Below are 22,388 nucleotides of genomic sequence, written 5' to 3'. Positions count from 1 at the left end.
GTGTAGGCCGCGCCCCTTCGGCGCGGCGCGGCGGCTGTCGCCGCCGCCCTCGCGGCCGTGCCGGCGAGCAGTGGTCGCGTGGGGACCCCGGAGCCGGCGGGGCTCCGGGGTCCCCACACACGTTGTCGGGGAGACGCTGCTCCGCCGGCGTCATCGCAGGTCAAGCTGTTGCCGTCAGGTGGTCGCGCAGGTGGCTGAGGGTGCGGTTCAGCAGCCGGGAGACGTGCATCTGACTCACGCCGAGTTCGGCTCCGATCTGCGACTGGGTCATCTCCTGGCCGAAGCGCATGTTCAGGATCCGGCGGTCGCGTTCGGGCAGGGCGGCGATCAGCGGCTTGAGGGCGAGAAGGTTCTCCACCCCCTCCAGGGCCGGGTCGATGTCGCCGATACGGTCGGCCAGCAGGCTGTCGTTGTCGCCGCTGTCGTCGCCGCCGAGGGGCAGATCCAGAGTCCCGGCGGTGTAGCCGTTGGACGCGACCAGGCCCTCGGTGACTTCTTCCGGCGTGATCTCCAGGAGCGCCGCGAGTTCCGCGACGGTCGGCTCCCGTTCCAGCCGGTCGGACAGCGCCTCGGTGGCCTTCGCGAGCTCGAGACGCAGTTCCTGGAGGCGGCGCGGGACGTGGACGGCCCAGCTGGTGTCTCGGAAGAACCGCTTGATCTCACCGGAGATGTAGGGAATGGCGAAGGTCGTGAACTCGACCTCGCGGCTCAGCTCGAACCGGTCGATGGCCTTGATCAGGCCGATCGTGCCGACCTGGATGATGTCCTCGCGCGGTTCCGAGCGGTTCCGGTAGCGGCGCGCGACGAACGTGACCACGGCCATGTTGAGCTCGATGAGCGTGTTGCGGGCGTACTGGTACTCCTGGGTGCCCTCCTCCAGTGACTGCAGACGGTCGAAGAACAGCTTCGACAGCTCCCGTGCGTCGGCCGGGGCGATCTTCCCCGCGTCCTCGATCCACGGCAGCGGCTCAGGGCGCGATGCCGGAGCGGTGACGGTGGTCTGCGCGGCCGTGGTGATCGTCATGACTGCTCCTCATCCTGTTGGTTCGGTACGGCGACTGGGCGCCACGTACCCCCAGAACCGGACCGCACACCGGCATCTTCACTTCCCGCGCCCGCGAACCGCGGCTCTCGCGTCCTGCGCGCCCCCGGCCTCTAGGCTGCTCTCATGGTGCATGAAAAACTATCGTGAACACAATAGACAATCTCACGGCCCCTGGCTACTGTCGCGTCCGTCACCATCGACTCGCAGGGCAGTGTGCTGTCCGGAGAGCTGGGTAGGAGCGGCACGGGAGACACGCGCTTCTGGGAACCGTAGGCCCGCGGTTGCCAAGCGGCGGCCGGGCGATGGTGCCTCGTTCTCCCGTCCCGTCGATCTCTGATCCGGGGCACCTGATGAGCGAAGAACTCGGCGCTGAAGGAGACACCGTCATGCTGATGCCACACCCCGCCACGCTGCAGCGGCTGATCAACCGCTACGAGGAACTGCGGGCGCTCGAAGCCGCCGGGGCCGCGACGTCCGAAGACCGTCGGCGGCTGGAAGACACCACCTACACGCTGTGCGTCTCCACCGGGACCCGGAACATCGGTGACGCGCTGCGCGTCGCGCACCGCCACTGCGGCGCGTCCGCGCAGCAGTTGACCACTGCGGCCTGACACCGCCCCCTTCGCACGGCTGATGGCCGGCCCCGCCCGGCGGATGGCTGAAAGGACGCACGTGTGGCCGTGATGGGGGCGGGTAGCCGGTCTTTTGGGAAGCGCTGGACGCTTTCTGGCGATTGGCTCAGTTTTGGGCTTCCGTGACGGCGAGGGAAGGACGCGCACGATGAGCGACAACATCTGGGGATACGGGGCGGACTCCGGCTACCAGACGGAAGCGGACGTGACGGGGTACAAGGTCGAGGCGACCGACGGTCACATCGGCAAGGTCGACAAGCACTCCGACGAGGTCGGCGCCGCGTACCTGGTCGTCGACACGGGCGTGTGGATCTTCGGCAAGTCCGTACTGCTCCCGGCGGGCACGATCTCGCGCGTGGACCACGAGAACAAGACGGTGTTCGTGTCGCGCACCAAGGACGAGATCAAGGACGCCCCCGAGTTCGACAAGGACAAGCACCTCGGCGACGCCGGCTATCACCAGCAGGTCGGCGGCTACTACGGCACACCCCGCGACTGACGCACGGCATACCCGCTCAGCGGCGGCCCACCGGATGCTCCGGTGGGCCGCCGTCGCGTGCGCCACCGACCGGTTTGGGTGAGGAAGCAACGTTTTGCCATCTCCTGCGTGTGCGGTGTGACGCCTGGGGCAGTCGAGAAACACGGCGACTACGAGACCCGTGCGCAGCACGAACGAGATGCTCCGTCACGGAGGGTTACCTCTCCCGTGGCGGTTGTCGGGGAGTGCGCGGAGAGTTGGCTACGAGTTCGGTTCGCTCTCGTGCTTTTCCAGAGCGGAGGATGTTCATGACCGTTGACCTGCAGCTGCCGGCGCCGGGACGCGCGCCGCGGATGGTGACCTTGCCGGGCGTGTACGTCCCTCAGTACGACACACATTTCTTGATGGCGGCGCTGGAGCGGGAGCGGCTGCGCCCCGGCAGCGAGGTGCTGGACCTGGGAACGGGCAGCGGTGCGCTGGCGGTGCGCGCGGCGCAGCTGGGTGGGCAGGTCACGGCGGTCGATATCGCACGGCGAGCGGTGCTGACAGCCCGGCTGAACGCCTTCCTGTGCCGTCAGCGGGTGACCGTCAAGCGCGGCGACCTCACCGCGGCGGTGTCCCGGGGCCCGTACGACCTGGTGCTCAGCAACCCCCCGTACGTGCCCGCCCCCGATGGGGTGCCGCCACGGCACGGTGCGGCGCGCGCCTGGGACGCGGGCACCGACGGACGGGCCCTGGTGGACCGGATCTGCGACCTGGCGCCCAAGGCGGTGCGGCCGCGGGGAGCGCTGCTGCTGGTGCACTCGGGCCTGTGCGACGCGGAGGCGACGGTGCGGCGGCTGGCACAGGCGGGGATGCACGCGACCGTCAGTGAGCGGGCGCTCGTGCCCTTCGGGCCGGTGCTGCGTTCCCGGTTGCCCTGGCTGCGGGCGCGCGGTTTGCTGCGTGAAGGACAGAACCGGGAAGAGCTGGTGATCATCCGTGCCGAACACGCCTGAGCGAGCACGCCGTATCACGGTCGACCCGGAAGGACCGTTGCTGGTGGAGGGGCCGGTGGAAGTCATCTCGGACGACGGGAGCGTCGCAACGTCGGATCGTTTCGTCTGCGCGATCTGCACCTGCCGGCGCAGTCGGACCTACCCGTGGTGCGACACCAGCCACCGGCGCCGCACCAAGCCGGACGAGAAGAAGGCTGCGGCGGCCTCGGCGGTTCCCGCTGGTGAGGTCGGACGATGACGGACTGTCAGGAGCCGCGCAGCGTCCGCCCCGCACTGCCGGCGGAACGAGGCGAACTGTCCGCGGCGGTCATCGCCGCCCTCCGGTCCGGCCGTTCGGAGCTGCCCGGTCCGGAAAGCGTGCGGGAGTCGGACCCGTACGGCGAGGATCTGCAGCTGGCTCTGTACGTGCTGTACGAACTGCACTACCAGGGTTTCGCGGGCGTGGACGACGAGCGGGAGTGGGACCCGGAGCTCCTGCGCCTGCGGCGCGCGCTCGAAGACCGATTCCTCGATGCCCTGCGCTCCGACGCCGGTTCCGTGACCAGCGCTCAGGACGCTTTGGCCGGCCTGCTGGTCGAGCCCGTCGTCGCGGACGGCGAGGATGCCGGGGTCAGCCACTACCTGCAGCGGGACGGCTCACTGGACCACGTACGCGAGTACGCGGCGGCGCGGTCCCTTTATCACCTGAAGGAGGCCGACCCGCACGCGTGGGTGCTCCCGCGGCTGTACGGCCGGGCCAAGGCCGCGATGGCCGCCGTCGAGTTCGACGAGTTCGGTGCCGGTCGCGCGCAGGACCTCCACGCCCGGCTCTACGCCGACCTCATGGAGGACCTTGCCCTGGACATCAGGTACGGGCACTACCTCGACGCGGCCCCCGCGACCGTCCTCGCGACGGTCAACCAGATGTCGCTGTTCGGTCTGCATCGCAGCCTGCGCGGCGCGCTGGTCGGTCACTTCGCCGCTGTGGAGGTGACGTCGTCGCCGGGGTCGCGCCGCATGGCGCAGGCGATGCGGCGTACGGGAGCGGGAGCGGCTGCGGAACGGTTCTACGACGAACACGTGGAGGCCGACGCCGTCCACGAACAGGTTGTCCGCCGCGAGGTGATCGGGGGACTGCTGGCCGACGAGCCCGCGCTCGAAGCCGACATCGCCTTCGGCATCGAAAGCACCAACTTCTTGGAGGACCGCCTCGGCGCCCACATCATGACCGCCTGGCGCAACAACCGCACAGCGCTGCGAACACCACTGGACGGCGCCCGGCCCGCGTCATGAACCCACGACAGTCCGGCCCGCGCCCCCACCGCCCGCCCGTCCCGCTCAGTCGAAGGCGGAGAAGAAGCCTTCTTCCCGTTTCTTCTGCGAGGCCCGAAGGTCGCTCCAGTCCAGTGCCTCGTTTGCCCGGCGCTGCACCTGCTGGGCCGCCTGACGCGCCTCCGCCGGCGCGTCCCCGCGCTCATGGATCAGACGTTCGTAGATCGGTGGATGACCGGCCGTCTCAGAGTTGCTCATAACGTCCGATCCTGCCCGCGGCTCCCGTGCTCTGTCAGGCCGTGCCCCCACAAACGCCCACGTTGTGTTCCAGATCATGAACGAATCTGCCCATAAGGGACGCCAGGACGGGATGTCCGGAGCTCCCACGCGCTGATCCGTTCGATATGTCGGGGCGCGGCCGGGTCCTTCACGCCTTCCGTGGGCAACCAGGGACAGCCCGCACGCCCGTGATGTCACATTCCCTCGTCCCCCGGTGTCTTAGCAGCAGAGCTACTGAGGCAGCTGGAGGACACACATGAAGAGGTTGCTCGCGGCACTCTCCCCGGCCGGGCCGGCGCGGCGGTGGTCACGGCGCGCACCTGCGGACCCCTGGTCGGCGCTGTTCGGACAGATCGCCGCCCACGCGCTCGTGGTACTCGTCGTCACCGGCATCCTCCTGGCGGTGTTCTACCGGCCGGACATGGCGCGCAGCGCCTACGAGGGCCCCTACCGCCCGCTCAAGGGGGTGGTCGTGAGCGAGGCCTACGCGTCGACGGTCCGCCTCAGTCTCGAGGTGCGCGGCGGTCTTCTGCTGCGGCAGGTGCACCACTGGGCCACATTGATCTTCGTCGCCGCGATCTGCCTCAAGCTGGTCCGGATGTTCTTCACCGGAGCGTTCCGCAGGCCTCGCCTGCCGCTGTGGTCGATCTGGGTCCTGCTGCTCGTGCTGGGTATGGCGGCCGGGCTGACCGGCACGATCCTGCCGGACGACATGCTGTCCGGCGGCAGCCTCGCGCTCATCCAAGGCGTGCTCCAGTCGATCCCGCTGGTCGGAACCCGCCTGACGTTCTGGCTGTTCGACGGCGACTTCCCGGGTGAGGCGATCGTCCCGCGCTTCTACTGGCTGCACACGGTGGTGCTGCCCGTCGCGATCATCGGCCTGTTCGTCCTGCGGCACAGGCTCGTGCGGCGGCACGGCCGCCCCCGCCTGCCGGCAGCGGCCACCCGCGGTCCGCACTGGTTGCGGTCGCTCCCGGTGGCCGCCGGGCCGGCGTTGTTCTTCGGAACGTGCGGGGTGCTGGTGCTGCTCGGCGCGTTCGCCCAGATCAACCCGGTCTGGCTGCTCGGCCCCTACCGTCCCGGTGAGATCACGGCAGGGGCGGTTCCCGACTGGTACATGGGGTTCCTGGACGGCGCGGTGCGACTCATGCCGGGCTGGGAGTTCGAGGTGGCCGGCCGTACGCTCACCGTCGCCGTGCTGGTTCCCGCGCTCATCATCCCCGGCGCGTTCTTCACGTTCCTGGCGGCGTACCCCCTGATCGAACGCCGTCTGACCGGCGACAGGGAGCCGCATCACGAGCTGGATCGCCCACGCGACGCGGCGACCCGCACGGGCGTCGGGGCGGGGGCCCTGGCTTTCTACGGGCTTCTGTGGGCTGCCGCTGCCAACGACCAGATCGCCGTCCGCTTCCACCTGTCCGTGAACGACGTCACCGACTTCTTGCGGGCGGCCGTTCTGGCCGGACCGGTATTCGCGTTCGTCCTCACCCGCTGGTTCTGCCTCGGACTGCTGGAACGGGCGAGCCACGAGGCCGCACACGGGCGCGAGACCGGGCGGATCGTCAGGACCCCGGAGGGTGGCTACATCGAGATCACCGAACCCGTCCGGGACGGGCGGAGGCCCGCGTCCCTCGAACCATCCGGCTCCAGCGGCACCCGCCCGGGGATCACGCCGACGGGCTGACGTCCCGCGCGGCGAGGACGAAGGCGCGGGGCGGAATGTTCAGGGCATCGGGCGGCAGGTCGGGGCGCACGTCCAGTTCGGCGGTCACCGCCCGCCAGACCGACAGCAGCGCCACCGCCTGCGGGCGGTCCGCGGTGCGGGGCGTCCTGACCCGCAACCGGCCCGACGCCTCCCACGAACAGTGGAACCTGCCGGCGGCCGGGAAGAACCAGGAGCGCAGCAACCACCCCGGAGGCGGCTGCCGTGCCGGCGTGTGATCGAAGACGAAGGTCAACGGCGCTACGCCGTCGACTCCTTGGGGAGCCTCCGAGGGTATGTCGTGATCCGTGGGATCGACGGGATCCAGCCGGCCGGGGACGGCGATCTCCGCCCGCCCGGTGCCGGGGACGTCCCACCGGCGCATCATGGCCCGCCAGGCGCGGTATCCCGGGGTGCTCCGGTTCCCCGGCGCGTCGTTCCCGTCGCGCCGATCGTGCCGGGCGGCGGGGCGTGGGCGGGGATGACGCGCCGTCTCCCCGGCCGACGCGGCTATGTCCGCGAGCAGTTCCGCGGCCCGGGAGGCGTGCTGCGAGTCGTGCGCGACGCGCAGCCACAGCTGCGGCCCGTCCCAGGACCCGGCCACCTCGGCCGTGACGCCCGCGTGCCGCAGCACCTGCCCGTGCCGCCCCTCGGGCCACGGCCACGGCCCCGGCCGAGGGTCGTCGCCCGTCAGGACGCGGCACACGCCGCGCCGCAGTTCGTCCGCCCCCAGGTGCGGGGCGATGGCGTACAGGCGCAGCAGGTCCCCCATCGGTGGCGGATCCGCGCTCATGCCGGCGCGGTGGGGCCGGTGCCGACCGTCTCCTGGAACGTGGACCGTACGCCGTTGTCGTCCAGGAACCGCAGCCAGCGGTCGACCTCCCCGGGGCTCTCCGCCGCGCGGTTGAGGCCGGCGGGCAGCCCGCCGTCCAGGATGCGGGTGACGCCGAAGGCGAGCGGCAGGGAGACGCAGCGGGCCATCGCGCTGTGGGTGCCGTCGCCGGTCAGATCCAGCACGTACGAGCCCTGCCAGTCCGTTCCGTCCGCGCCCCGCACGTCCAGCGCGACGGACAGCACGACGCGGTCCCGGTCGGCGTCGGTCGTCGGGTAGCGCTCGGCCAGATCCTGGGCCAGCGCCCGGATCCTGGCCTCGTCGCCGGTGCGTACGGTCTCGAAGACCGGCTTCCAGGCGGTGCTCCAGCCCGCGTTGCGCAGCGTGCCCCGGACGAAGGACGTCAAGTGCCAACCGTCCGGCACCCGGTACTGCGCGATGAACGGCAGGCTGTCGCGGTTGGGATAGACCTCGAACTCCTCACCGTCGAGGCGGTGCGGCCGGGTCGCCTCCCACGGGTGGACGCTGGTGCGCTCCACGTCCTCGTCGATGTACCGCGAGGGCGAGGTGAGGGCGGCGAGGACGCCGTAGGGCGCCCAACTGAAGCGGTAGCGGAAGTCGTTCGGCACCGCGGGCAGGCCGCCGCAGAACGACGTGAAGCGGACCGATCCGGCGCGGTCCCCGACGGCTTCCCTGGCGCGCTGGATCAGCCGGTGGGCCAGGAGGTGGTCGAGGCCGGGGTCGAGGCCCGCCTCGGTCAGCACGACGACACCGGTGGACGCGGCGTCGGCGGCCAGTTCCGCGAGCGGCTCGGCAACGTAGCTGGAGCAGGCGAAGTGCGCGCCGCGTTCGGCGCACAGCCGCAGCAGACCCGCGTGTTCGGTGGCGGGCAGCATGGACACCACGACATCGCCCGCGCGTACTTCGGCGGCGAGCGCCCCGTCCTCCAGCGCCCGCACACCGGCCCGGCCGGTCAGCTCCAGCCGTGCCAGCAGTCCGGCGGCGCGCTCCGTGCTGCGGCCCCACAGCAGGACCCGTTCGGCCCAGTCGAACAGCAGGCCGAGCCCGGCGGCGCCGGTCGACAGGCCGGTGCCGACCCAGTGCACCGTGCCGCTCGCGGGTATGGGAGGCGCGGGCGGGGCGGAAGTCGTCTCATCGCGCATGATCGGTCTCCTTGCTCGCGGCGCGGACCGCCGTGTCGAAGGTGTCCTGACAGCGGGCCCACGCCGGTGCGTCGTCGCCCTGCGACGTCAGGCGCAGAAGCTGCGGCAGCAGGTCGGCCGAGAAGGCGCGGCTGGCCTCCTCGGGCAACAGCGAGGGCAGGTTGTCGATGGCGATCATCTCCACCGGCCGCTCCCCGTCGCGCAGTCGGCGGACCGGCCGGTCCCAGTCGGTGATCTCGTCGTAGATCGGCAGGAGGTTGCACTCCGAGGTCACATCGCAGGTGACATCACAGATCGTCGACAGCCGGCGCGCCTGATCGTCCAGGTCGGCGGGGGTCAGGAAGGGCGGCAGCGGTCGCGTCGTCAGGACGGTGTTGATCAGCACGTCGTGCGCGAGCAGCGCCGGACGGTCGAGGTCGGCGGTCTCCGCCAGATCCCACCGCGTCGGTGACAGACCCGCCGCCTCCAACGCGTCGCAGGCGCCCTGGCCGCAGCGGCCCAACGCGCCGATCACCAGGGCGCGCAGGGGCTGTCCGTCCGCCTCCCGCCGCGTCGGCGTGGCGCGCAGAGCGGCGTCCAGGTCGTCCCGGGCGAGTGGTACGAGTGGCCGGACCAGCCGTCCGGTCGCGTTGAGCACGGCGAGGGCCGCGCCGACGTATCCCGCCCAGTAGCCGAACGCGGCCAGCCGGCGGCCGTCCTCGTCGACGAGGTACTCCAGATCCAGCAGCGTCCCGCCACCTGCCGAGAATCGCTCCAGCAGCGCGGGAGCGTCGTGCTGGCCCTTGTACGCGTGGCCGAAATAGATGTGCCGGTGCCGCAACGTCGGTGGCTGGGCCGGAAGTTCCTTCAACCCGATGACGTAGGTGTCCTTCGGGGCGCGCTGCCAGCTGCCGGCAGCCTCGATCCGGCATCCCGCGTCCGCGTACTGCTGGAGAGGGAACACACGCTGGGTGGATTCCTCCACGGTGAACCGCACTCCGCTGTCCACCAGCCGCGCGGCGTCCTCGGGAACGATCGGTGCCCGCCGTTCACCGGACCGGAACTCCTGCCGCATCCACAGATGCGCTGTGTCGGACATCAGGAGGCTTCTTCCTCTCTCGCGGTGGATCCAGCGGGTGCCGGGGTCGCCCCGGGGTGCGGGGAGTCTCGGAGAGCGGGCGCGGTGGGCTCGGTGAGGGCGCGTAAGGGCTGCATACAGGAACGGTGACACGGAAGCGCGACGCTGTGGGGGAGCGGTGGCGCACCAAAGTCGGTGTCCGGGCGGCAGGGACCTGCCGGACCCCGGTCACCATCCTGGGCTCTGCGCGTCGGATACCCCTCGCGGGACGCTCGCGCCGCGGTCGCGCGACCGGTCCGGGGCGGGGGGCGGGTCAGGCGGAGATCGAGGTCTCCAGCTCGCGCTTCAGATTGCGCAGCGTGGTCTCGATGTTGCGGACCTGGAACACGGCGAAGGTGTGGCCGCCCGTGGCGAGGCGGTCGAAGGTGTTGGCCACGAAGGCGGGCCACGAGCGGCGGTCGTCCGTCCAGGTCTCCGTCACCGTGGTGCCGGTGCCGGTTTCCTCCAGCCGGTACTCCCAGGAGGCGATGGGAGCGGACAGGCGGGGACGGCGCAGCCCTATCGCGTGGACGCGGAAGGCGAACCGGCGACCGGGATCGGAGGCGGTCACGGTGCAGCGGGTGGTCCAGCGGAACGGACCGCGCTTGTTGTGGCCGTTGAAGACGAGGCCGACGGGGGCACACTCGTCCTCGCAGGGAAGGGTCGCACCGAGGTTCTCGGGGCTCCAGCGCCCCATCTGCGCGGGCCGGCTGACCTGTTCGTACACGGTCGACGCGGCGGCCTCGATCAGGATGCTGCGGGACACGGTGAACGTGCGGGTCATGGGAGCTCCATTCGTCGGCCCCTGACCCTACTCGTCAGTAGCGACGGTGTCACCAGGCCCTGGACGCCCCCTTCACCGCCCGCCAGAAGTGGCGCGGCGTGCGATCTGGGTGGCGAACGCGGCGATGTCGGCGACGACGCGTTCGGGCTGCTCCCAGTGGACGGCGTGCCCGGCCCCTTCGTAGGTGAGCAGGCGCGAGCCGTGGATGGCGTCCAGGATGGCCTGCTGGTCGTCGCGCGGCAGGAGGTCGTCCTGGTCGCCCCAGATGACGAGTGTCGGCACCAGGATGCCCGCGAGGGTCGCGCCGAGATCGGCTTCGAGCAGCCCGCGCAGGGTCCCCTGCCAGACGCGGGCGGGAAGCTTGAGCCTCTCGTCGGTCATGGTCTTGATGAGCCCTGGCGCAACCGGGCGGCCCGTGACACCAGCCATGAGGCTCTCCACGACCGCACGGGGAACCGGGTCCGACAGGCCCTGGACGGTCTCGCTCAGAGCGGCCGCCGCGGGTTTGTCCGCGAGCGTGGCCGGGACGCCTACCAGGACCAGCCCGGAGATCCGGTCGGGATGGCTGCCCGCGACGATCCGGGCGGCCACACCGCCGGTCGAGGACCCGACGAGAAGACCGCGCTCGATGCCTGCGACGTCGAGGAAGGCCACCAGGTCGGAAGCGAAATCCTCGGGCGTGTAGCCGTCGGGGGGACGGTCGGCGTCGCCGTGGCCACGCTGGGAGGGCGCATAACCGTGCAGGGACGCCGGGAGCCGTTGCAGCAGCTGCTCGAAGGACCACCAGGAGTCGCCGAGCCCGTGCACGAAGACCACCGGCGTGCCGTTGGGATAGCCCGCCTCGGCATAGGGCAGCGTGACGCCCTTCCGCACCAGGGCGGACTTCAGGGAGATCACAGTCATGGGCGGCCTGCCTCCCTCCGCTCGGCTGCCGCGGCTCATGAGCCGGGCGGGAGAAGCGAGCGGCGATCACTTCCGACCCTACCGACCAACGCCGGCAGCCGCTCAGCGACGACCACCCGGAAGCGCCCCGGGCCCCGGCGGAGACCGGCCTCGACACGCCTGCGGTGGCGGGGGCGTCAGGTCAGGATTTTTTGGGTGTGTTCCCATGCGTGGTCGCTCAGGAGGGGCCGCAGCCGGGTGAGCAGCTTGAGCAGGCCGTCTCCCCATTCCTCACGGAAGGCCGGGTCGGTGCCGGCCAGGTCCAGTTCGTTCGCCGCTGTCAGCTCGGCGAAGTCCCGGCGTTGGCGCGGGCCGGGGGAGTACGTGCGCCCGGTGAACCTGTCGCGGAACGTCCCGCTCTCGCTTGCCGGTTCGCGGTAGGAGACCTTCCTGTCGCAGCTGGCGTAGACGTACACGATCTCCTCAGCGTCCGCTCCGATGCGACGGACCAGCTCGCCGCGGGCCTCCAGCGGGAGCAACGACGGCGCGAACCCGTCGGTGCCGTAGAAGGCGTGGCACAGGCCGGCCAGTCGCAGATCCGGCCGGGCGCCCCATGCCGCCAGCAGCCGGCTCACCCGTTGGAGGTGCTGCGGGAGCGTCCCCCCGGGATGCTCCATATCCTCCGCACCCAGCGTGCGCATGAAGGCGACGGCATCGGCTGCGGCGCTGTCGTACCGCGCCTGGCCGTGTCCGGTCGGCCCTGCTGCCGCCTCGTCCATCGACAGCTCCCTTCGGCCGGTCGCCGCCCGCCCCGACCCCGGAAGGAATCGTCGTCCGCCCCAAGGGGCAAGTCAATCCTCCGGTGTGCCCGTGATCCCCCGGCGGTCCCGTGAACCGATCAGGAATCGAGAAGCGCCGGCCACCCGGCCACACCTAGCGTGAAGCTATGACTTCCATCGAATCCATCACCCTGGACGTGGCCGACCCCGCGGCCGCCGCCGACTTCTACGCCGCCGCCTTCGGCCTGGACAAGCAGGTGCGCCTGCGGGCCTCGGAGGTGCCCACGGACGGCTTCCGCGGGTTCACCCTGTCGCTCACCGTCTCCCAGCCGTCCACCGTCAACAGCCTCATCGACTCCGCGATCGACGCCGGTGCCACACCGCTGAAGCCCGTCACGAAGTCGCTGTGGGGCCACGGCGGCGTCGTTCGAGCCCCCGACGGGACGATCTGGAAGGTCGCGACCTCGGCGAAGAAGGACTCCGGACCGGCCACCCGCGAGATCGACGACATCGTGCTCCTGCTCGGGGTCGCGGACCTGGCCGCGAGCAAGCGGTTCTACGTGGACCGGGGCCTGGCCGTGGCGAAGAGCATTCCCCGCATGTACGTCGAGTTCGCCACGCCGTCGAGTCCCGTCAAGCTGGGGCTGTACGGGCGCCGGGCCCTCGCCAAGGACGCCGGCGTCCCGGCCGACGGCACCGGCTCGCACCGGATCTCGATCGGCACCGGTGGCGGCTCCTTCACCGACCCGGACGGGTTCGTATGGGAGAACGCGTCGGAGTGAGCCGGGCGGGCGGCGAGCGATCGCGCCGGGTGCGGTCGCGACCGGTGGTGCGGACCGATCAGGAATCGAGAAGCACCGGGCACCGGGCCGCAACTAGCGTTCACGGCATGGACCTCACCCTTCGCTCGACCTTCCTCCCACACGACGACCCGGACTCCGCCCTGGCGTTCTACCGCGACCTGCTGGGCTTCGAGGTACGCGACGACGTCGGCTACGGCGGGCTGCGCTGGATCACGGTCGGGCCCGCCGACCAGCCGGGACTGTCCATCGTCCTGCACCCGCCGGCCGCCGACCCGGGCATCACCGACGACGAGCGCCGCACCATCACGGAAATGATGGCCAAGGGCACGTACGCCATCATCATCCTGGCCACCACCGACCTCGACGCCACGTTCGAGCGGCTGCAGGCCGGGGCCGAGGTCGTCCAGGAGCCGACCGAGCAGCCGTACGGCGTTCGCGACTGCGCCGTCCGCGATCCCGCGGGCAACCTGATCCGCATCAACGAGATCCGCTGAGACGAGATCGACCCGCTCGTTGTCGGGACATGCCCCCGGTGCCGCGCCGTCGCGTCCCCCACGGCGCGGAGCTGCTTACCGCATGGCCGCTCGGCACCGCGCTCGGCGGACCGCTCACGACGGCCCGCGGCCCGATGGCGCTTAAACTCTCGCCGTGAACGACAGCACGCAGGGGATACAGATCAGGCCGGGCAGCCTGGCCGACGCACCGGCCATTCTGGACATGCTCGACGCGGCAGTGGTCTGGATGAACGCTCGCGGCAACACCCAGCAGTGGGGCACGACGCCCTATTCGCAGAAGCCGGGCGGGGTGGCGCGGGTCGAGCGGTACAGGACTCAGAACGTCCCGTACATCGCGGAGTTGGACGGGAGACCGGTCGGAGCGCTGGTGCTGGACTCGGGCCCCAGCCCGCAGATGCCGATCGCGCCGGCCGGCGAACCCGAGCGGTATGTGCGGCTCCTGGTCTCCGACCGCCGGTACGCCGGACGCGGGATCGGCGCGCGACTGTTGGAGCGCGCCGCCGAGGAGACCCGGCGGGCCGGGGTGCAGCTGCTGCGGGTCGACTGCTGGGCGGGGGGCGGCGGCGAACTCGTCGCCTTCTACGAGCGCAACAACTTCGCACCCACCGAGCGTTTCCTGTCCCAGGAGTGGCCGGGCCAGGTGCTGTCCCGACGGGTCGGCTGACGGCACGCGCGCGAACGCCGCCGACAAGCCGTCCGGCGGGCCGGACACCGGGGGCGGGACGGACCTTCCCGTCAGCGGTGGCGAGTCGCCGCGCAGTGGACGCAAGTGCTCGCCGCAGGGCGCACTTCCAGACGCTCCACGGGAATCGGCGCGCCGCACTGCTCGCACCGTCCGTAGTCACCCCGCTCCAACCGTGCCAGTGCCCGGTCCAGGTCGGCGAGGTGTTCACGGGTCTGCGCGAGCAGCGCGGCGACGTGGGCCCGCTCGAAGGCGGTGCTCGCCCCCTCCGGATCGTGCTCGTCATCGACCGCCACGAGAGCGTTCGCAGCGACGATCCCGTCGAAATCCCGGCTCAGCGCCGCGATCCGCCCGTTCGTGTCGCCGCGCTCGACCGCGAGCCGTTCGCGAACGGACTCGTGCTCGATCGGGGGAGAGGCGGCATCGGGGGGCGAATCGGTCACGTAAAGGAGAACGGCACACCGCGGGCGCCCATTCCCCGGCGAAAAGGTGGCCCCGGATCGGCTGCGCGTTCCTATCGGTCCGCGCATCCTGGAACCTTGACGCGCCTGGGAGAAAATCGGAGGCGCACCAGGACCACGGCTGCGTAGGCTGCGCCTCATGGCAAGCCCAGAACTGCAGCGGATCCGCGCTTTCCTGTCTGCCTTCGCCCGGCGCCAGGCCGCGCGCACTGTCGTCCTCCCGGGCGGATTCGCCGCACTCGACGACACCTTCGCGCACTCTCGCGGGAACAACTTCGTCGTCATCGACCAGACGTCGGTCGACCCCGAGACGCTGCCCGCGCTCGCGGACGAGGCGTTGGGGCATCTGTCGCACCGCATGATCGCCGTTTTCGACGACGAGTTCGGGACAGTCTGCGCCGAGCCGCTGATCCGGGCGGGATACAGCCACTCCGCTGATCTGATCATGCTGCACACGGGCCCGCTGCCGGTCGCCGGCGGTGCGGAGGAAGTGGACCTCGACACGCTGCGCGTGCCGCTCACCCGGCGCTGGCACAACTTCCTGCCGGATGTGAACGACGAGGTCATCCGCCACCTCGTCGACCGGCGCGACACCCGCCGCCGTGGCGCCGACGTCGTGCAGTTCATCGGTGCCCGTGCGGAGGACGGCGAGGTCGCCTCCTGGGCCGACCTCTATCTGGATCCGGCAGCGGGCATCGCCCAGATCGAGGATCTGGTCACGTCGGAGCGACACCTCGGACGCGGTTACGCGAACGCGGTGCTGGCCACCGCCCTGAGCCGGGCCGGCGACGCGGACTGCGGTACGCGGTTCCTGATCGCCGATTCGGGGGACTGGCCGCGTCACTGGTACGAGCGCCACGGCTTTACGCCCATCGGGCACTCGCACTGCTTCGAACGCGCCTGAGGGGCGGACCGGTGGAAGGCCGGTCCCTGATGCTCACGCCGAAAGGGCCTGGCCACCGTCATCGGCACCCTCTGCGCAGACCGTGACCAGGTGGTCCAGCGACACATCGAGCGCGTGGGCCAGGGCCGCCACGGTGAAGAACGCCGGGGTCGGGGCCCGGCCCGTCTCGATCTTGCGCAGCGTCTCCGCGGACACTCCGGCCGCCGCGGCCACGTCCACCATGCTGCGATCGCCGCGGGCCTGGCGGAGCAGGGCGCCGAAGCGCTCTCCACGTTGCCGCTCTTCCGGACTCAAAGGAACTCTCACCATGCCCGTGATACTAATACCGGTATAAGTATTGGACAACGGCGCATCGCAGGGAGACACGGCACATGGTGGAGATCAAGACCGACACGGCACTGGACACGATGCGAGAAGCCGGGCGCGTCGTGGCCCACGCACTCGCGGCCACCCGGGCGGCCGCAGCCGTGGGAGTCCGCCTGTGCGAGCTCGACGAAGCCGCCCGCACCGTCCTGACCAAGGCCGGAGCACGTTCTCCGTTCCTGGGCTACCAGCCCTCCTTCGCCCCCACTCCTTTCCCCGCCGTGATCTGCGCGTCCGTCAACGACGCCGTCGCGCACGGCATCCCCGGCGACTACCGCCTGCGCGACGGCGACCTGGTGAGCATCGACTGCGGCGCCGAACTCGACGGCTGGACCGGCGACGCCGCGATCAGCTTCACCGTCGGCACCCCCCGCCCCGCCGACCTCGACCTCATCGCCGCCACTCAGCAGGCCCTGGACGCCGGCATCGCCGCCGCCACCACCGGGCACCGCATCGGCGACATCTCCCACGCCATCAGCACGGTCGCCCGCAAAGCCGACTGCGGCATGCCGGCCGACTTCGGCGGCCATGGCATCGGCCGCCAGATGCACGAGGACCCCCACGTCCCCAACCACGGCCGACCCGGCCGCGGCTTCCCGCTGCGCCACGGCCTGGCTCTCGCCCTCGAACCCATGTTCATGGCCGGGGGACGCAACGACTACTACACCGACCCCGACGGATGGACGCTGCGCACGATCGACGGCAGCCGCGCCGCGCATATCGAACACACCATGGCCGTCACCCAGGACGGCCCCCGCGTCCTCACCCTGCCCTGACCTCTCGATGGCCGGTCGCACGCACTCCGGACCTGACTCGCTTCGGTTCAGGTTCGAGTTCGGTTCGGGTTCGGTCCGGTTCAGGAGACCTTCGCGGTCACTCGGCTCCCGAAGCCCGCCGCGCGAGGTTCTCGCGCAGTCGCGCCAGCCTCTCGATCTCGGCCGCCAGGGCTGCGAGCCTGCGGCCGACGATCCCGGACGCGGGGGAGTCGGGATCGACCGAGCCGCACCGGGGCGGCGGTCCTGCGCGAGCAGGTGCAGACGGTCGGTGCTGGCTGGTGCGGGACCTGGTGTGCCATCTGGTCATCGATGCCCAGGACGTCCTGATCACCCTCGTGACCCCTGCCGCAACGGAGCCGACCCGTGACGCGGCGACCTACTGGACCGTCGCCACGACACCGCCCACGGGCGCTGACCCGCTCGACGCGCTGACCGTCAGGCTCGCGGCCGCGTACGGGGAGCCCGGGCTGCTCACGTTCCATCTCGACGACGTCGGCTCCGCCGCCGGCCGTGCCGCCGAACTGGTCGACCCGGGGCTGCGGGTCGCGACGCAGGGCCAGGTCCTCACCGCGGGCGACTACCTCTCCGCCTACGTCCTGGAGTGGACGCTGCACCACCTCGACCTGGTGGCGTACCTCCCTGACGCGGCGCCACCGCCCGCCGAGGGGCTCGCCGGGTCCCGCGAGTTGCTGGAACAGATCGCCGGTGCGGCGTTCCCCGCGTCGTTCAGCGACACGGACGTCCTGCTGGTCGGCACCGGCCGGCGCGCCGCGACCGACGTGGAGAAGGCCGAACTGGGTTCTCTGGTCGAGAGCCTGCCGCTCGTCCTCGGCTGAACAACCGGCCGTGAGTCCCCCGGGGTGACATCATGACCGCCCGCCGAACTGCCAGTTGTGCACCTCGATGTCGGCGTACCGATCCGCGGTCAGGAGCGTGCGAGCCGTGTCCGGGTCCGGTGCCCGGACCAGCGCCGCCGTTCCCAGCCAGGTGTCGCCGTCGTCGGACAACAAGGGTCCGTAGGCGATGAGTTCGTCCAGCTCCCTCGGCACCGCAAGGTCCGCGGCGGGCCCCGTGCCGAGCCCGAGCACCAGGTACCGGCTGCCACCGATCCGGCCGCCGGGGAAGTCCCACATGGTGCGACCCAGGGTGTTGCGCCACCGTCGCACCAACACATCCCGATAGACGCCTGCTTGGTAGCCGGGCTCGTCGAAGGCGAACGCGCGCGCGGCGGCGGGGCCGGGCAGGTCGACGATGTGCATGCTGCCGGTGGGCGTGTCACCGTCGTCGGCGAGGGTCGGACCCCGGGCGATCAACTCCTTCGCGTACAGATCCATATAGGACCAGTGCTCTTCCAACAGATCGTCACGCAGTGCTACGGAGCCGGGCCGGTCGCGGTGGTAGCAGAAGAACTCCATGCCCCAGGGTCTCGTCCAGGAGCCGACCGGTCGAGTGAATTGCGACGAGGCCTCGGCGAAGACGAGCGCTGGACCGTCCCGCGCCCGCCGCCGTGATCCGCTCGTGCGACCGACTCAGTAGGCCGAGTCGACGTTGTCGATGGAGCCGTAGTTCGCGGCCGCGTAGTTGCACGCGGCGGTGATGTTGGCGACCGGGTCGTAGATGTCCATCGAGGTGCCCTCGACGTGGTACTGCTGGAACGTCGGGTCGATGACCTGCAGCAGGCCCTTGGACGGGATGCCGGCGGCGGCGTTGGAGTCCGTCAGGTTGATGGCCTGCGGGTTGCCCGACGACTCACGGATGATGTTGCGGTAGATGCCGTCGTAGGTGCCCGGGATGTTGTGGGCGGTCATGACGGCCAGCGCTTCCTTGATCCAGCCGTCGAGGTCGTCGCTGTAGGTGCCGGCCGAGGGTGTGGCGGACGCGGACGCGCTGGCGGAGGGCGTGGCACTGGCGGGTGTCCGCGTCGGCTGCGAGCGGGCGGCGCGCTGCGCCGCCTCCTCGGCGCGCTGGCGGGCCTCGATCTTGGACCGGGCCTCGGCCTTTCTGGCGGCCTCGGCCTTCCTGATGGCCTCGGCCTTTCTTGTGGCCTCCGCCTTCGCGCGGCCCTCGGCCTGCGACCGGGCGGCCGCCCGGGCCTTCGAGCGGGCCTCGTCCTCGGCCGTCTGCACGTTCTGGCGGGCGATGGCCACCTGCTGGGACATGACGTGGTTCGCGGGCACCAGGTCGCTCCCGAGCGCGGCGTCCGACGCCGCCGAGGCGTTCTGCGTGTCGGCTTCCGGGGTTCCTGGCAGAACGGTGCAAGCGATGGTCGCCGTCACCGCGGCTGCCGACGCGGTGGCAACGACGGCGATGCGCGTCCGATTCGGTCGTTTCCGGGCGTGCTTGCCCATGACTGACCCCATCTCTCCGGGTGTGCGAGCGCGTCTCACCTGGCAGAAACGGGACAAACGTTCTGCGGGCGCGCTCTTCGGGTGGGGGAGATGTTTAGCGCCACGCAAAACAACTCGGCAACCAGCGTCTCTACTAACCGCCATCGTGGCTGCTGGGACGGCAACTCTCTGCCGCGGGGCTGCTCCGGGTGTGCCGGATGAATCAACCACTACCCCGAGTCGTATGTGGCGTGCGTCATATGACGAGGCTCACAGCGAGTTGGGCGATTTCCTACGTTTTGACCTGTGGCCCCAGGGGTGGAGCGGACGGTCGGAGTCGACCGGCGGTCCTGGGGGGCCACTGAACCGTGGTGTCGGACCAGATCCGCTGGACCACCCTGTAGTCGATCACCACGATTCCCTCGTGGCGTAGAACGTCATGGGCCCGGGACGACATCAGGAACGCGTAGTCGGTTCCCCGTACGAGCTGGTCATGGTCCACGACGTGGGGCCGGCGACCGCTTGTGCCGGGATGCACCGCCCACTCATTGAGGCCGGCCGGCAGGTCGCGCAGCAGCTGCTCGTACCGGGCGGCCTTTCCCCCGATGCTCAGGGAGAAGCTGTCCAGGAAGCCGTTGTCGATGACCGGCAGCCCGCGGTGCCGTACTCGCCGTAGCCCCGGTGGGAGCCAGACCCGCACTGCCAGGCCGTACTCGGCCGCCAGGTCCACGGTCAGGTCGAGGATGTCGTCACGGCCTCCGTCGGCCAGGCAGTGGAAGTCCAGGTGGGTCGGCGTGAGTCCCGCGTCGCCCACGGCATCGATCTGTGCGCGGAACTCGCGCTCGACCTCGTCGATCCGGGCTCGGTCGAGCAGCGCGGCGCGTCCGGCGGGCGTGGGTGCGAACAGCTCCCCCTCGTCGTTCAGCAGGGAGGGCACCTTCTCCTTGGCGCTCATCGGTCCCCACCGGGCGTGGGTCGTCTCGCAGACCATGGTGAGGTGGATGCCGAACGGGATGTCGGGTCGTTGTTCGAGGAGACGCATGGCCTGCGGGGCCGAGGAGCAAAGGGTCATGAGGCTGCAGGAGCTGGCGATCCCCTGTTCGATCGACTCGATCACCGCGGTGTTGATCGATGGGTGCATTCCGAAGTCGTCGCAGTTGACGATCAGCAGTCGGGCATCAGGGGCGAACCCGAGTGACTCACTCGACTGAACGGAAGGTCGGTCGGATGAGGGGCTGCGGCCCGGTGCGTCCATGCTCGCAGTGTGTGGCCAGGGCACCGCGCCGCGCACGGGGTTTTGGCGGCTGCCGCGATCGAGAGGCCCCCAAGCCGGAACCCGGCTGGCGGATCACGACTTCCCGCCGCCGGTTGCGCCGGTTGCGCCGGTTGCGCCGGTTGCGCCGGTTCCGCCGATGCCGGCGTAGAGGAACGAGGTCAGCGTCTCGATCGCCTCGTCGTCGGACAGCTGTCGGCCGAACTGCGGGCCGCGCCCGGAGAGCCAGAGGTCGGCGCAGGTCGACAACAGCGTGGTGAACATCGACGCCACCACCAGCGGATCGCCCGGCAGGTCCAGATTCCTGAGGTGGTCGGCGATGTGCTGGAGATCCGGGTCCATCAACTCCCGGCTGCGCCGCGCGAACGACTCGTCGACGGTGGCCGCCTGTTGCAGCGCCACCACGGTCGTCCGGTAGCGCCGGTAGAAGTCCCAGTAGGTGGCCACGTGCCAGCGGACCGCCTCCCGGTCCCGGAAGTCGTCGCTGTGTCCGGATGCCACCACGGAGGTGTCCGCCTGGGCCAGCAGGTCGGCCAGCAGGGCCTCGAGCAACGACTCCTTGTTGGCGAAGTGGGTGTAGAAGGAGCCGGCCGCCCGACCCGCTTCGGCGGTGATGTCGGTGATCTTCGTGTTCAGGTAGCCGAGGCGGGCGAACACCCGGACCGCCGCCTCTTTCAGCTCCGCCTCGGTCCGCGCCGCCTGCTGTTTGCGCACGCCAACCGCCATGCTCCACCTCCGCAATCCGGGTCTTGACAGCAGGCTAACAGCACCTCTAGCTTGAATTCATGTTCACTGAATCGTCATTCACCGTAATGATCGCGGGTGCCGGTCCGACCGGACTCGCCCTGGCCATCGACCTGGCGCGACGGGGTGTGCCGTGCCGGATCGTGGAAAAGTCGCCGAACCCCTACTACGGCTCACGCGGCAAGGGGATACAGCCCAGAACGCAGGAGATCCTCGAGGATCTGGGCGTGCTCGACCGGTTCCGGGCGTTCGGGGCCGACTATCCCGAACTGCTGATCCGCCGGCCCGACGGCGGCACGATGACCCTGCGCATGGACGAACTGCACGCACCGACGCCTTCGGTGCCGTACCCGAACGTGCTGATGCTCCCGCAGTGGCGCACGGGTGAACTCCTCGCCGAACGGCTTACCGAACTGGGCGGAAAGGTCGAACGGGGAGTCGCGGTGGACGAGTTCACCCAGGACGAGAGCGGGGTGCACGTCACCCTCAGCACCGGTGAACGCGTCACCACTCGCTACCTGGTCGCGGCCGACGGCGGGCGCAGCACCATCCGGCGGCAGTTGGGAGTGGGATTCGCAGGCGAGACACACGACACCGAGCGCATGCTGATCGCCGATGTCCGGCTGACCGGTCTGGACCGCGAGCACTGGCACGTGTGGCCCGGCGACCGGCCGAACACCCTGCGCCTGGGCCTGTGCCCGCTGCCGGGGACCGAGGACTTCCAGCTCACCGCGCCCGTGGACGAGGGCTCCTCCGTCGCGACACAGGACGACATCTCCCTGACGTCACTGCGGAGGCTGGTCGACGACGTCGCGCCCGGCATCGCACTCACCCATGTCGGATGGACGTCGCTGTTCCGCGCCAACATCCGGATGGTGGACCGCTACCGCGTCGGCAACGTGTTCCTGGCCGGAGACGCCGCGCACGTGCACTCGCCGGCCGGCGGGCAGGGTCTGAACACCGGGATCCAGGACGCCTTCAACCTGGGCTGGAAGCTGGCGAGCGGGGACGACGCGCTGCTCGACACCTACGAGGCCGAACGTCTGCCGGTCGCGGCCGACGTGCTCGGGATCAGCACGCGACTGCACCAGAGGCACCGGGAGAACGCCGAAGACGCGATGCGAAGAGACGATCCGGTGCTGCGTCAGCTGTCCTTGAACTACCGCGGCGGGCCGCTGGCCGCCGTCGCGGCGGAGACGGCGGGGACGGAACCGGGCCGGCTGCGCGCGGGCGACCGAGCCCCCGACGCGCCCTGCGGCCCGGCCCGTGTCTTCGACCTCTTGCGCGGTCCGCAGTGGACGCTACTGGTCTTCGACGCCCCCGATGCCGAGCTCCCGCCGGAGACGCCGGATCTGCACATCCACCACATAGTTCTGCCGGGCGCACCAACGGCTCCGGGCGCTCTCGTCGACATCAACGGGCAGGCTCATGACGCGTACGACGTGACCACACCGACGCTGTTCCTGGTTCGGCCGGACAACTACCTCAAAAGCGTCTCCGGTCCGGCGGGAACCTTGGACCTTCCTGCGTACCTCCCCCATACCCGACACGCGGTACCTGGCGTCCGTGCTGGTCAGACGGTCACGTAGTCTGCGGATCTTGTTGCACGGGGGCTTTAC

General features: G+C 70.5%; 27 protein-coding genes. 13 read left to right on the top strand and 14 right to left on the bottom strand.

Going from position 1 to position 22,388, the window contains the following annotated elements:
• Positions 1-160 precede the first annotated feature (160 nt).
• A complete protein-coding gene (locus O3X23_RS11340; RefSeq protein WP_269271160.1) occupies positions 161-1,024 on the bottom strand; it encodes an RNA polymerase sigma factor SigF in 864 nt (287 codons plus the stop codon).
• A 407-nt stretch (positions 1,025-1,431) separates the two neighbouring features.
• On the opposite strand from O3X23_RS11340, the gene O3X23_RS11335 reads away from it, so the two are divergent.
• The 5 genes from O3X23_RS11335 (at position 1,432) to O3X23_RS11315 (ending at position 4,425) form a co-directional block, all read left to right on the top strand.
• A complete protein-coding gene (locus O3X23_RS11335) occupies positions 1,432-1,656 on the top strand; it encodes a DUF5133 domain-containing protein (protein WP_269271159.1) in 225 nt (74 codons plus the stop codon).
• Positions 1,657-1,825: 169 nt separating this feature from the next.
• On the top strand, positions 1,826-2,176 hold the full coding sequence (locus O3X23_RS11330) for a PRC-barrel domain containing protein (protein ID WP_269271158.1): 351 nt from the start codon (positions 1,826-1,828) through the stop codon (positions 2,174-2,176).
• A 287-nt stretch (positions 2,177-2,463) separates the two neighbouring features.
• The gene (locus tag O3X23_RS11325; RefSeq protein ID WP_269271157.1) at positions 2,464-3,153 is read left to right on the top strand and encodes a HemK2/MTQ2 family protein methyltransferase; all 690 of its coding nucleotides are present in this window, start codon (positions 2,464-2,466) and stop codon (positions 3,151-3,153) included.
• Complete coding sequence (locus O3X23_RS11320) at positions 3,137-3,391, top strand: CDGSH iron-sulfur domain-containing protein (protein WP_269271156.1); 255 nt, start codon at positions 3,137-3,139, stop codon at positions 3,389-3,391. Before O3X23_RS11325 ends, O3X23_RS11320 begins: the two co-directional genes overlap by 17 nt.
• Positions 3,388-4,425, top strand: a complete 1,038-nt coding sequence (locus O3X23_RS11315; protein ID WP_269271155.1) for an iron-containing redox enzyme family protein — start codon at positions 3,388-3,390, stop codon at positions 4,423-4,425. The genes O3X23_RS11320 and O3X23_RS11315 overlap by 4 nt, the downstream gene beginning before the upstream one ends.
• Before the next feature lie 45 nt (positions 4,426-4,470).
• Here O3X23_RS11315 and O3X23_RS11310 read toward each other — a convergent pair whose 3' ends face one another.
• Positions 4,471-4,662, bottom strand: a complete 192-nt coding sequence (locus tag O3X23_RS11310) for a hypothetical protein (RefSeq protein WP_269271154.1) — start codon at positions 4,660-4,662, stop codon at positions 4,471-4,473.
• 277 nt (positions 4,663-4,939) lie between these two features.
• Here O3X23_RS11310 and qcrB point away from each other — a divergent pair, with 277 nt between their 5' ends.
• Positions 4,940-6,367, top strand: coding sequence for a cytochrome bc1 complex cytochrome b subunit (gene qcrB, locus O3X23_RS11305; RefSeq protein ID WP_269271153.1), 1,428 nt, complete (start codon positions 4,940-4,942; stop codon positions 6,365-6,367).
• Here qcrB and O3X23_RS11300 read toward each other — a convergent pair.
• From O3X23_RS11300 to O3X23_RS11275, 6 genes are all read right to left on the bottom strand, one after another.
• Complete coding sequence (locus O3X23_RS11300) at positions 6,351-7,178, bottom strand: hypothetical protein (protein WP_269271152.1); 828 nt, start codon at positions 7,176-7,178, stop codon at positions 6,351-6,353. The two genes, qcrB and O3X23_RS11300, sit on opposite strands and share 17 nt — an antisense overlap.
• Positions 7,175-8,380, bottom strand: a complete 1,206-nt coding sequence (locus tag O3X23_RS11295; protein WP_269271151.1) for a saccharopine dehydrogenase family protein — start codon at positions 8,378-8,380, stop codon at positions 7,175-7,177. Before O3X23_RS11295 ends, O3X23_RS11300 begins: the two co-directional genes overlap by 4 nt.
• Complete coding sequence (locus O3X23_RS11290) at positions 8,370-9,458, bottom strand: saccharopine dehydrogenase (RefSeq protein ID WP_269271150.1); 1,089 nt, start codon at positions 9,456-9,458, stop codon at positions 8,370-8,372. The genes O3X23_RS11295 and O3X23_RS11290 overlap by 11 nt, the downstream gene beginning before the upstream one ends.
• Positions 9,459-9,750: 292 nt before the next feature.
• On the bottom strand, positions 9,751-10,260 hold the full coding sequence (locus tag O3X23_RS11285; RefSeq protein WP_269271149.1) for an SRPBCC family protein: 510 nt from the start codon (positions 10,258-10,260) through the stop codon (positions 9,751-9,753).
• A 72-nt stretch (positions 10,261-10,332) separates the two neighbouring features.
• Positions 10,333-11,163: an alpha/beta fold hydrolase gene (locus O3X23_RS11280; RefSeq protein ID WP_269271148.1), complete on the bottom strand. Its 831-nt coding sequence runs from the start codon at positions 11,161-11,163 to the stop codon at positions 10,333-10,335.
• A gap of 176 nt (positions 11,164-11,339) precedes the next feature.
• Entirely contained in the window at positions 11,340-11,921 is a 582-nt protein-coding gene (locus O3X23_RS11275) for a DUF6817 domain-containing protein (protein WP_269271147.1), read from the bottom strand.
• Between the two features lie 167 nt (positions 11,922-12,088).
• Here O3X23_RS11275 and O3X23_RS11270 point away from each other — a divergent pair, with 167 nt between their 5' ends.
• The 3 genes from O3X23_RS11270 to O3X23_RS11260 all read left to right on the top strand — a co-directional run bounded on the left by O3X23_RS11270 (position 12,089) and on the right by O3X23_RS11260 (position 13,903).
• Positions 12,089-12,703 (top strand): VOC family protein, encoded by a 615-nt coding sequence (locus O3X23_RS11270; RefSeq protein WP_269271146.1) that lies wholly within the window; start codon positions 12,089-12,091, stop codon positions 12,701-12,703.
• Positions 12,704-12,810: 107 nt separating this feature from the next.
• On the top strand, positions 12,811-13,218 hold the full coding sequence (locus tag O3X23_RS11265) for a VOC family protein (RefSeq protein ID WP_269271145.1): 408 nt from the start codon (positions 12,811-12,813) through the stop codon (positions 13,216-13,218).
• Positions 13,219-13,372: 154 nt separating this feature from the next.
• Entirely contained in the window at positions 13,373-13,903 is a 531-nt protein-coding gene (locus O3X23_RS11260; RefSeq protein WP_269271144.1) for a GNAT family N-acetyltransferase, read from the top strand.
• 71 nt (positions 13,904-13,974) lie between these two features.
• Here the strand turns inward: O3X23_RS11260 and O3X23_RS11255 are convergent, their stop codons facing one another.
• Positions 13,975-14,364: a TraR/DksA family transcriptional regulator gene (locus O3X23_RS11255; protein WP_269271143.1), complete on the bottom strand. Its 390-nt coding sequence runs from the start codon at positions 14,362-14,364 to the stop codon at positions 13,975-13,977.
• Positions 14,365-14,521: 157 nt separating this feature from the next.
• Between O3X23_RS11255 and O3X23_RS11250 the strand changes: the two genes are divergently transcribed.
• On the top strand, positions 14,522-15,286 hold the full coding sequence (locus O3X23_RS11250) for a GNAT family N-acetyltransferase (RefSeq protein ID WP_269271142.1): 765 nt from the start codon (positions 14,522-14,524) through the stop codon (positions 15,284-15,286).
• Positions 15,287-15,319: 33 nt separating this feature from the next.
• Here the strand turns inward: O3X23_RS11250 and O3X23_RS11245 are convergent, their stop codons facing one another.
• Positions 15,320-15,595: a helix-turn-helix domain-containing protein gene (locus O3X23_RS11245; protein WP_269271141.1), complete on the bottom strand. Its 276-nt coding sequence runs from the start codon at positions 15,593-15,595 to the stop codon at positions 15,320-15,322.
• 62 nt (positions 15,596-15,657) lie between these two features.
• Between O3X23_RS11245 and map the strand changes: the two genes are divergently transcribed.
• Entirely contained in the window at positions 15,658-16,425 is a 768-nt protein-coding gene (gene map, locus O3X23_RS11240) for a type I methionyl aminopeptidase (protein WP_269271140.1), read from the top strand.
• Between the two features lie 155 nt (positions 16,426-16,580).
• The gene (locus tag O3X23_RS11235) at positions 16,581-17,261 is read left to right on the top strand and encodes a maleylpyruvate isomerase N-terminal domain-containing protein (RefSeq protein ID WP_443047824.1); all 681 of its coding nucleotides are present in this window, start codon (positions 16,581-16,583) and stop codon (positions 17,259-17,261) included.
• A 30-nt stretch (positions 17,262-17,291) separates the two neighbouring features.
• Here the strand turns inward: O3X23_RS11235 and O3X23_RS11230 are convergent, their stop codons facing one another.
• The 4 genes from O3X23_RS11230 to O3X23_RS11215 form a co-directional block, all read right to left on the bottom strand.
• Positions 17,292-17,840 (bottom strand): YciI family protein, encoded by a 549-nt coding sequence (locus O3X23_RS11230; protein WP_269271139.1) that lies wholly within the window; start codon positions 17,838-17,840, stop codon positions 17,292-17,294.
• Between the two features lie 114 nt (positions 17,841-17,954).
• Positions 17,955-18,773: a transglycosylase SLT domain-containing protein gene (locus O3X23_RS11225; RefSeq protein WP_269271138.1), complete on the bottom strand. Its 819-nt coding sequence runs from the start codon at positions 18,771-18,773 to the stop codon at positions 17,955-17,957.
• Positions 18,774-19,044: 271 nt separating this feature from the next.
• Positions 19,045-20,007: a polysaccharide deacetylase family protein gene (locus O3X23_RS11220; protein WP_269271137.1), complete on the bottom strand. Its 963-nt coding sequence runs from the start codon at positions 20,005-20,007 to the stop codon at positions 19,045-19,047.
• Between the two features lie 93 nt (positions 20,008-20,100).
• A complete protein-coding gene (locus tag O3X23_RS11215) occupies positions 20,101-20,751 on the bottom strand; it encodes a TetR/AcrR family transcriptional regulator (protein ID WP_269271136.1) in 651 nt (216 codons plus the stop codon).
• A gap of 59 nt (positions 20,752-20,810) precedes the next feature.
• On the opposite strand from O3X23_RS11215, the gene O3X23_RS11210 reads away from it, so the two are divergent.
• Positions 20,811-22,358 carry an FAD-dependent monooxygenase gene (locus O3X23_RS11210; protein WP_269271135.1) on the top strand — a complete coding sequence of 516 codons (1,548 nt, stop codon included), beginning with the start codon at positions 20,811-20,813 and terminating at the stop codon, positions 22,356-22,358.
• Positions 22,359-22,388: the final 30 nt, after the last annotated feature.

The organism is Streptomyces sp. H39-S7 (genome assembly GCF_027158205.1).
GTDB lineage: Bacteria > Actinomycetota > Actinomycetes > Streptomycetales > Streptomycetaceae > Actinacidiphila.
Note: the sequence above shows the minus strand (reverse complement) of the source record. Positions and strands in the feature narration are given on the sequence as shown.

Excerpts from the sequence above, each read along its gene's own strand:
- O3X23_RS11340 (WP_269271160.1), bottom strand. The coding sequence starts at position 1,024 with ATGACGATCACCACGGCCGCGCAGACCACCGTCACCGCTCCGGCATCG.
- O3X23_RS11335 (WP_269271159.1), top strand. The coding sequence starts at position 1,432 with ATGCTGATGCCACACCCCGCCACGCTGCAGCGGCTGATCAACCGCTAC.
- O3X23_RS11330 (WP_269271158.1), top strand. The coding sequence starts at position 1,826 with ATGAGCGACAACATCTGGGGATACGGGGCGGACTCCGGCTACCAGACG.
- O3X23_RS11325 (WP_269271157.1), top strand. The coding sequence starts at position 2,464 with ATGACCGTTGACCTGCAGCTGCCGGCGCCGGGACGCGCGCCGCGGATG.
- O3X23_RS11315 (WP_269271155.1), top strand. The coding sequence starts at position 3,388 with ATGACGGACTGTCAGGAGCCGCGCAGCGTCCGCCCCGCACTGCCGGCG.
- O3X23_RS11310 (WP_269271154.1), bottom strand. The coding sequence starts at position 4,662 with ATGAGCAACTCTGAGACGGCCGGTCATCCACCGATCTACGAACGTCTG.
- qcrB (WP_269271153.1), top strand. The coding sequence starts at position 4,940 with ATGAAGAGGTTGCTCGCGGCACTCTCCCCGGCCGGGCCGGCGCGGCGG.
- O3X23_RS11300 (WP_269271152.1), bottom strand. The coding sequence starts at position 7,178 with ATGAGCGCGGATCCGCCACCGATGGGGGACCTGCTGCGCCTGTACGCC.
- O3X23_RS11295 (WP_269271151.1), bottom strand. The coding sequence starts at position 8,380 with ATGCGCGATGAGACGACTTCCGCCCCGCCCGCGCCTCCCATACCCGCG.
- O3X23_RS11290 (WP_269271150.1), bottom strand. The coding sequence starts at position 9,458 with ATGTCCGACACAGCGCATCTGTGGATGCGGCAGGAGTTCCGGTCCGGT.
- O3X23_RS11285 (WP_269271149.1), bottom strand. The coding sequence starts at position 10,260 with ATGACCCGCACGTTCACCGTGTCCCGCAGCATCCTGATCGAGGCCGCC.
- O3X23_RS11280 (WP_269271148.1), bottom strand. The coding sequence starts at position 11,163 with ATGACTGTGATCTCCCTGAAGTCCGCCCTGGTGCGGAAGGGCGTCACG.
- O3X23_RS11275 (WP_269271147.1), bottom strand. The coding sequence starts at position 11,921 with ATGGACGAGGCGGCAGCAGGGCCGACCGGACACGGCCAGGCGCGGTAC.
- O3X23_RS11270 (WP_269271146.1), top strand. The coding sequence starts at position 12,089 with ATGACTTCCATCGAATCCATCACCCTGGACGTGGCCGACCCCGCGGCC.
- O3X23_RS11265 (WP_269271145.1), top strand. The coding sequence starts at position 12,811 with ATGGACCTCACCCTTCGCTCGACCTTCCTCCCACACGACGACCCGGAC.
- O3X23_RS11250 (WP_269271142.1), top strand. The coding sequence starts at position 14,522 with ATGGCAAGCCCAGAACTGCAGCGGATCCGCGCTTTCCTGTCTGCCTTC.
- O3X23_RS11245 (WP_269271141.1), bottom strand. The coding sequence starts at position 15,595 with ATGGTGAGAGTTCCTTTGAGTCCGGAAGAGCGGCAACGTGGAGAGCGC.
- map (WP_269271140.1), top strand. The coding sequence starts at position 15,658 with ATGGTGGAGATCAAGACCGACACGGCACTGGACACGATGCGAGAAGCC.
- O3X23_RS11230 (WP_269271139.1), bottom strand. The coding sequence starts at position 17,840 with ATGGAGTTCTTCTGCTACCACCGCGACCGGCCCGGCTCCGTAGCACTG.
- O3X23_RS11225 (WP_269271138.1), bottom strand. The coding sequence starts at position 18,773 with ATGGGCAAGCACGCCCGGAAACGACCGAATCGGACGCGCATCGCCGTC.
- O3X23_RS11220 (WP_269271137.1), bottom strand. The coding sequence starts at position 20,007 with ATGGACGCACCGGGCCGCAGCCCCTCATCCGACCGACCTTCCGTTCAG.
- O3X23_RS11215 (WP_269271136.1), bottom strand. The coding sequence starts at position 20,751 with ATGGCGGTTGGCGTGCGCAAACAGCAGGCGGCGCGGACCGAGGCGGAG.
- O3X23_RS11210 (WP_269271135.1), top strand. The coding sequence starts at position 20,811 with ATGTTCACTGAATCGTCATTCACCGTAATGATCGCGGGTGCCGGTCCG.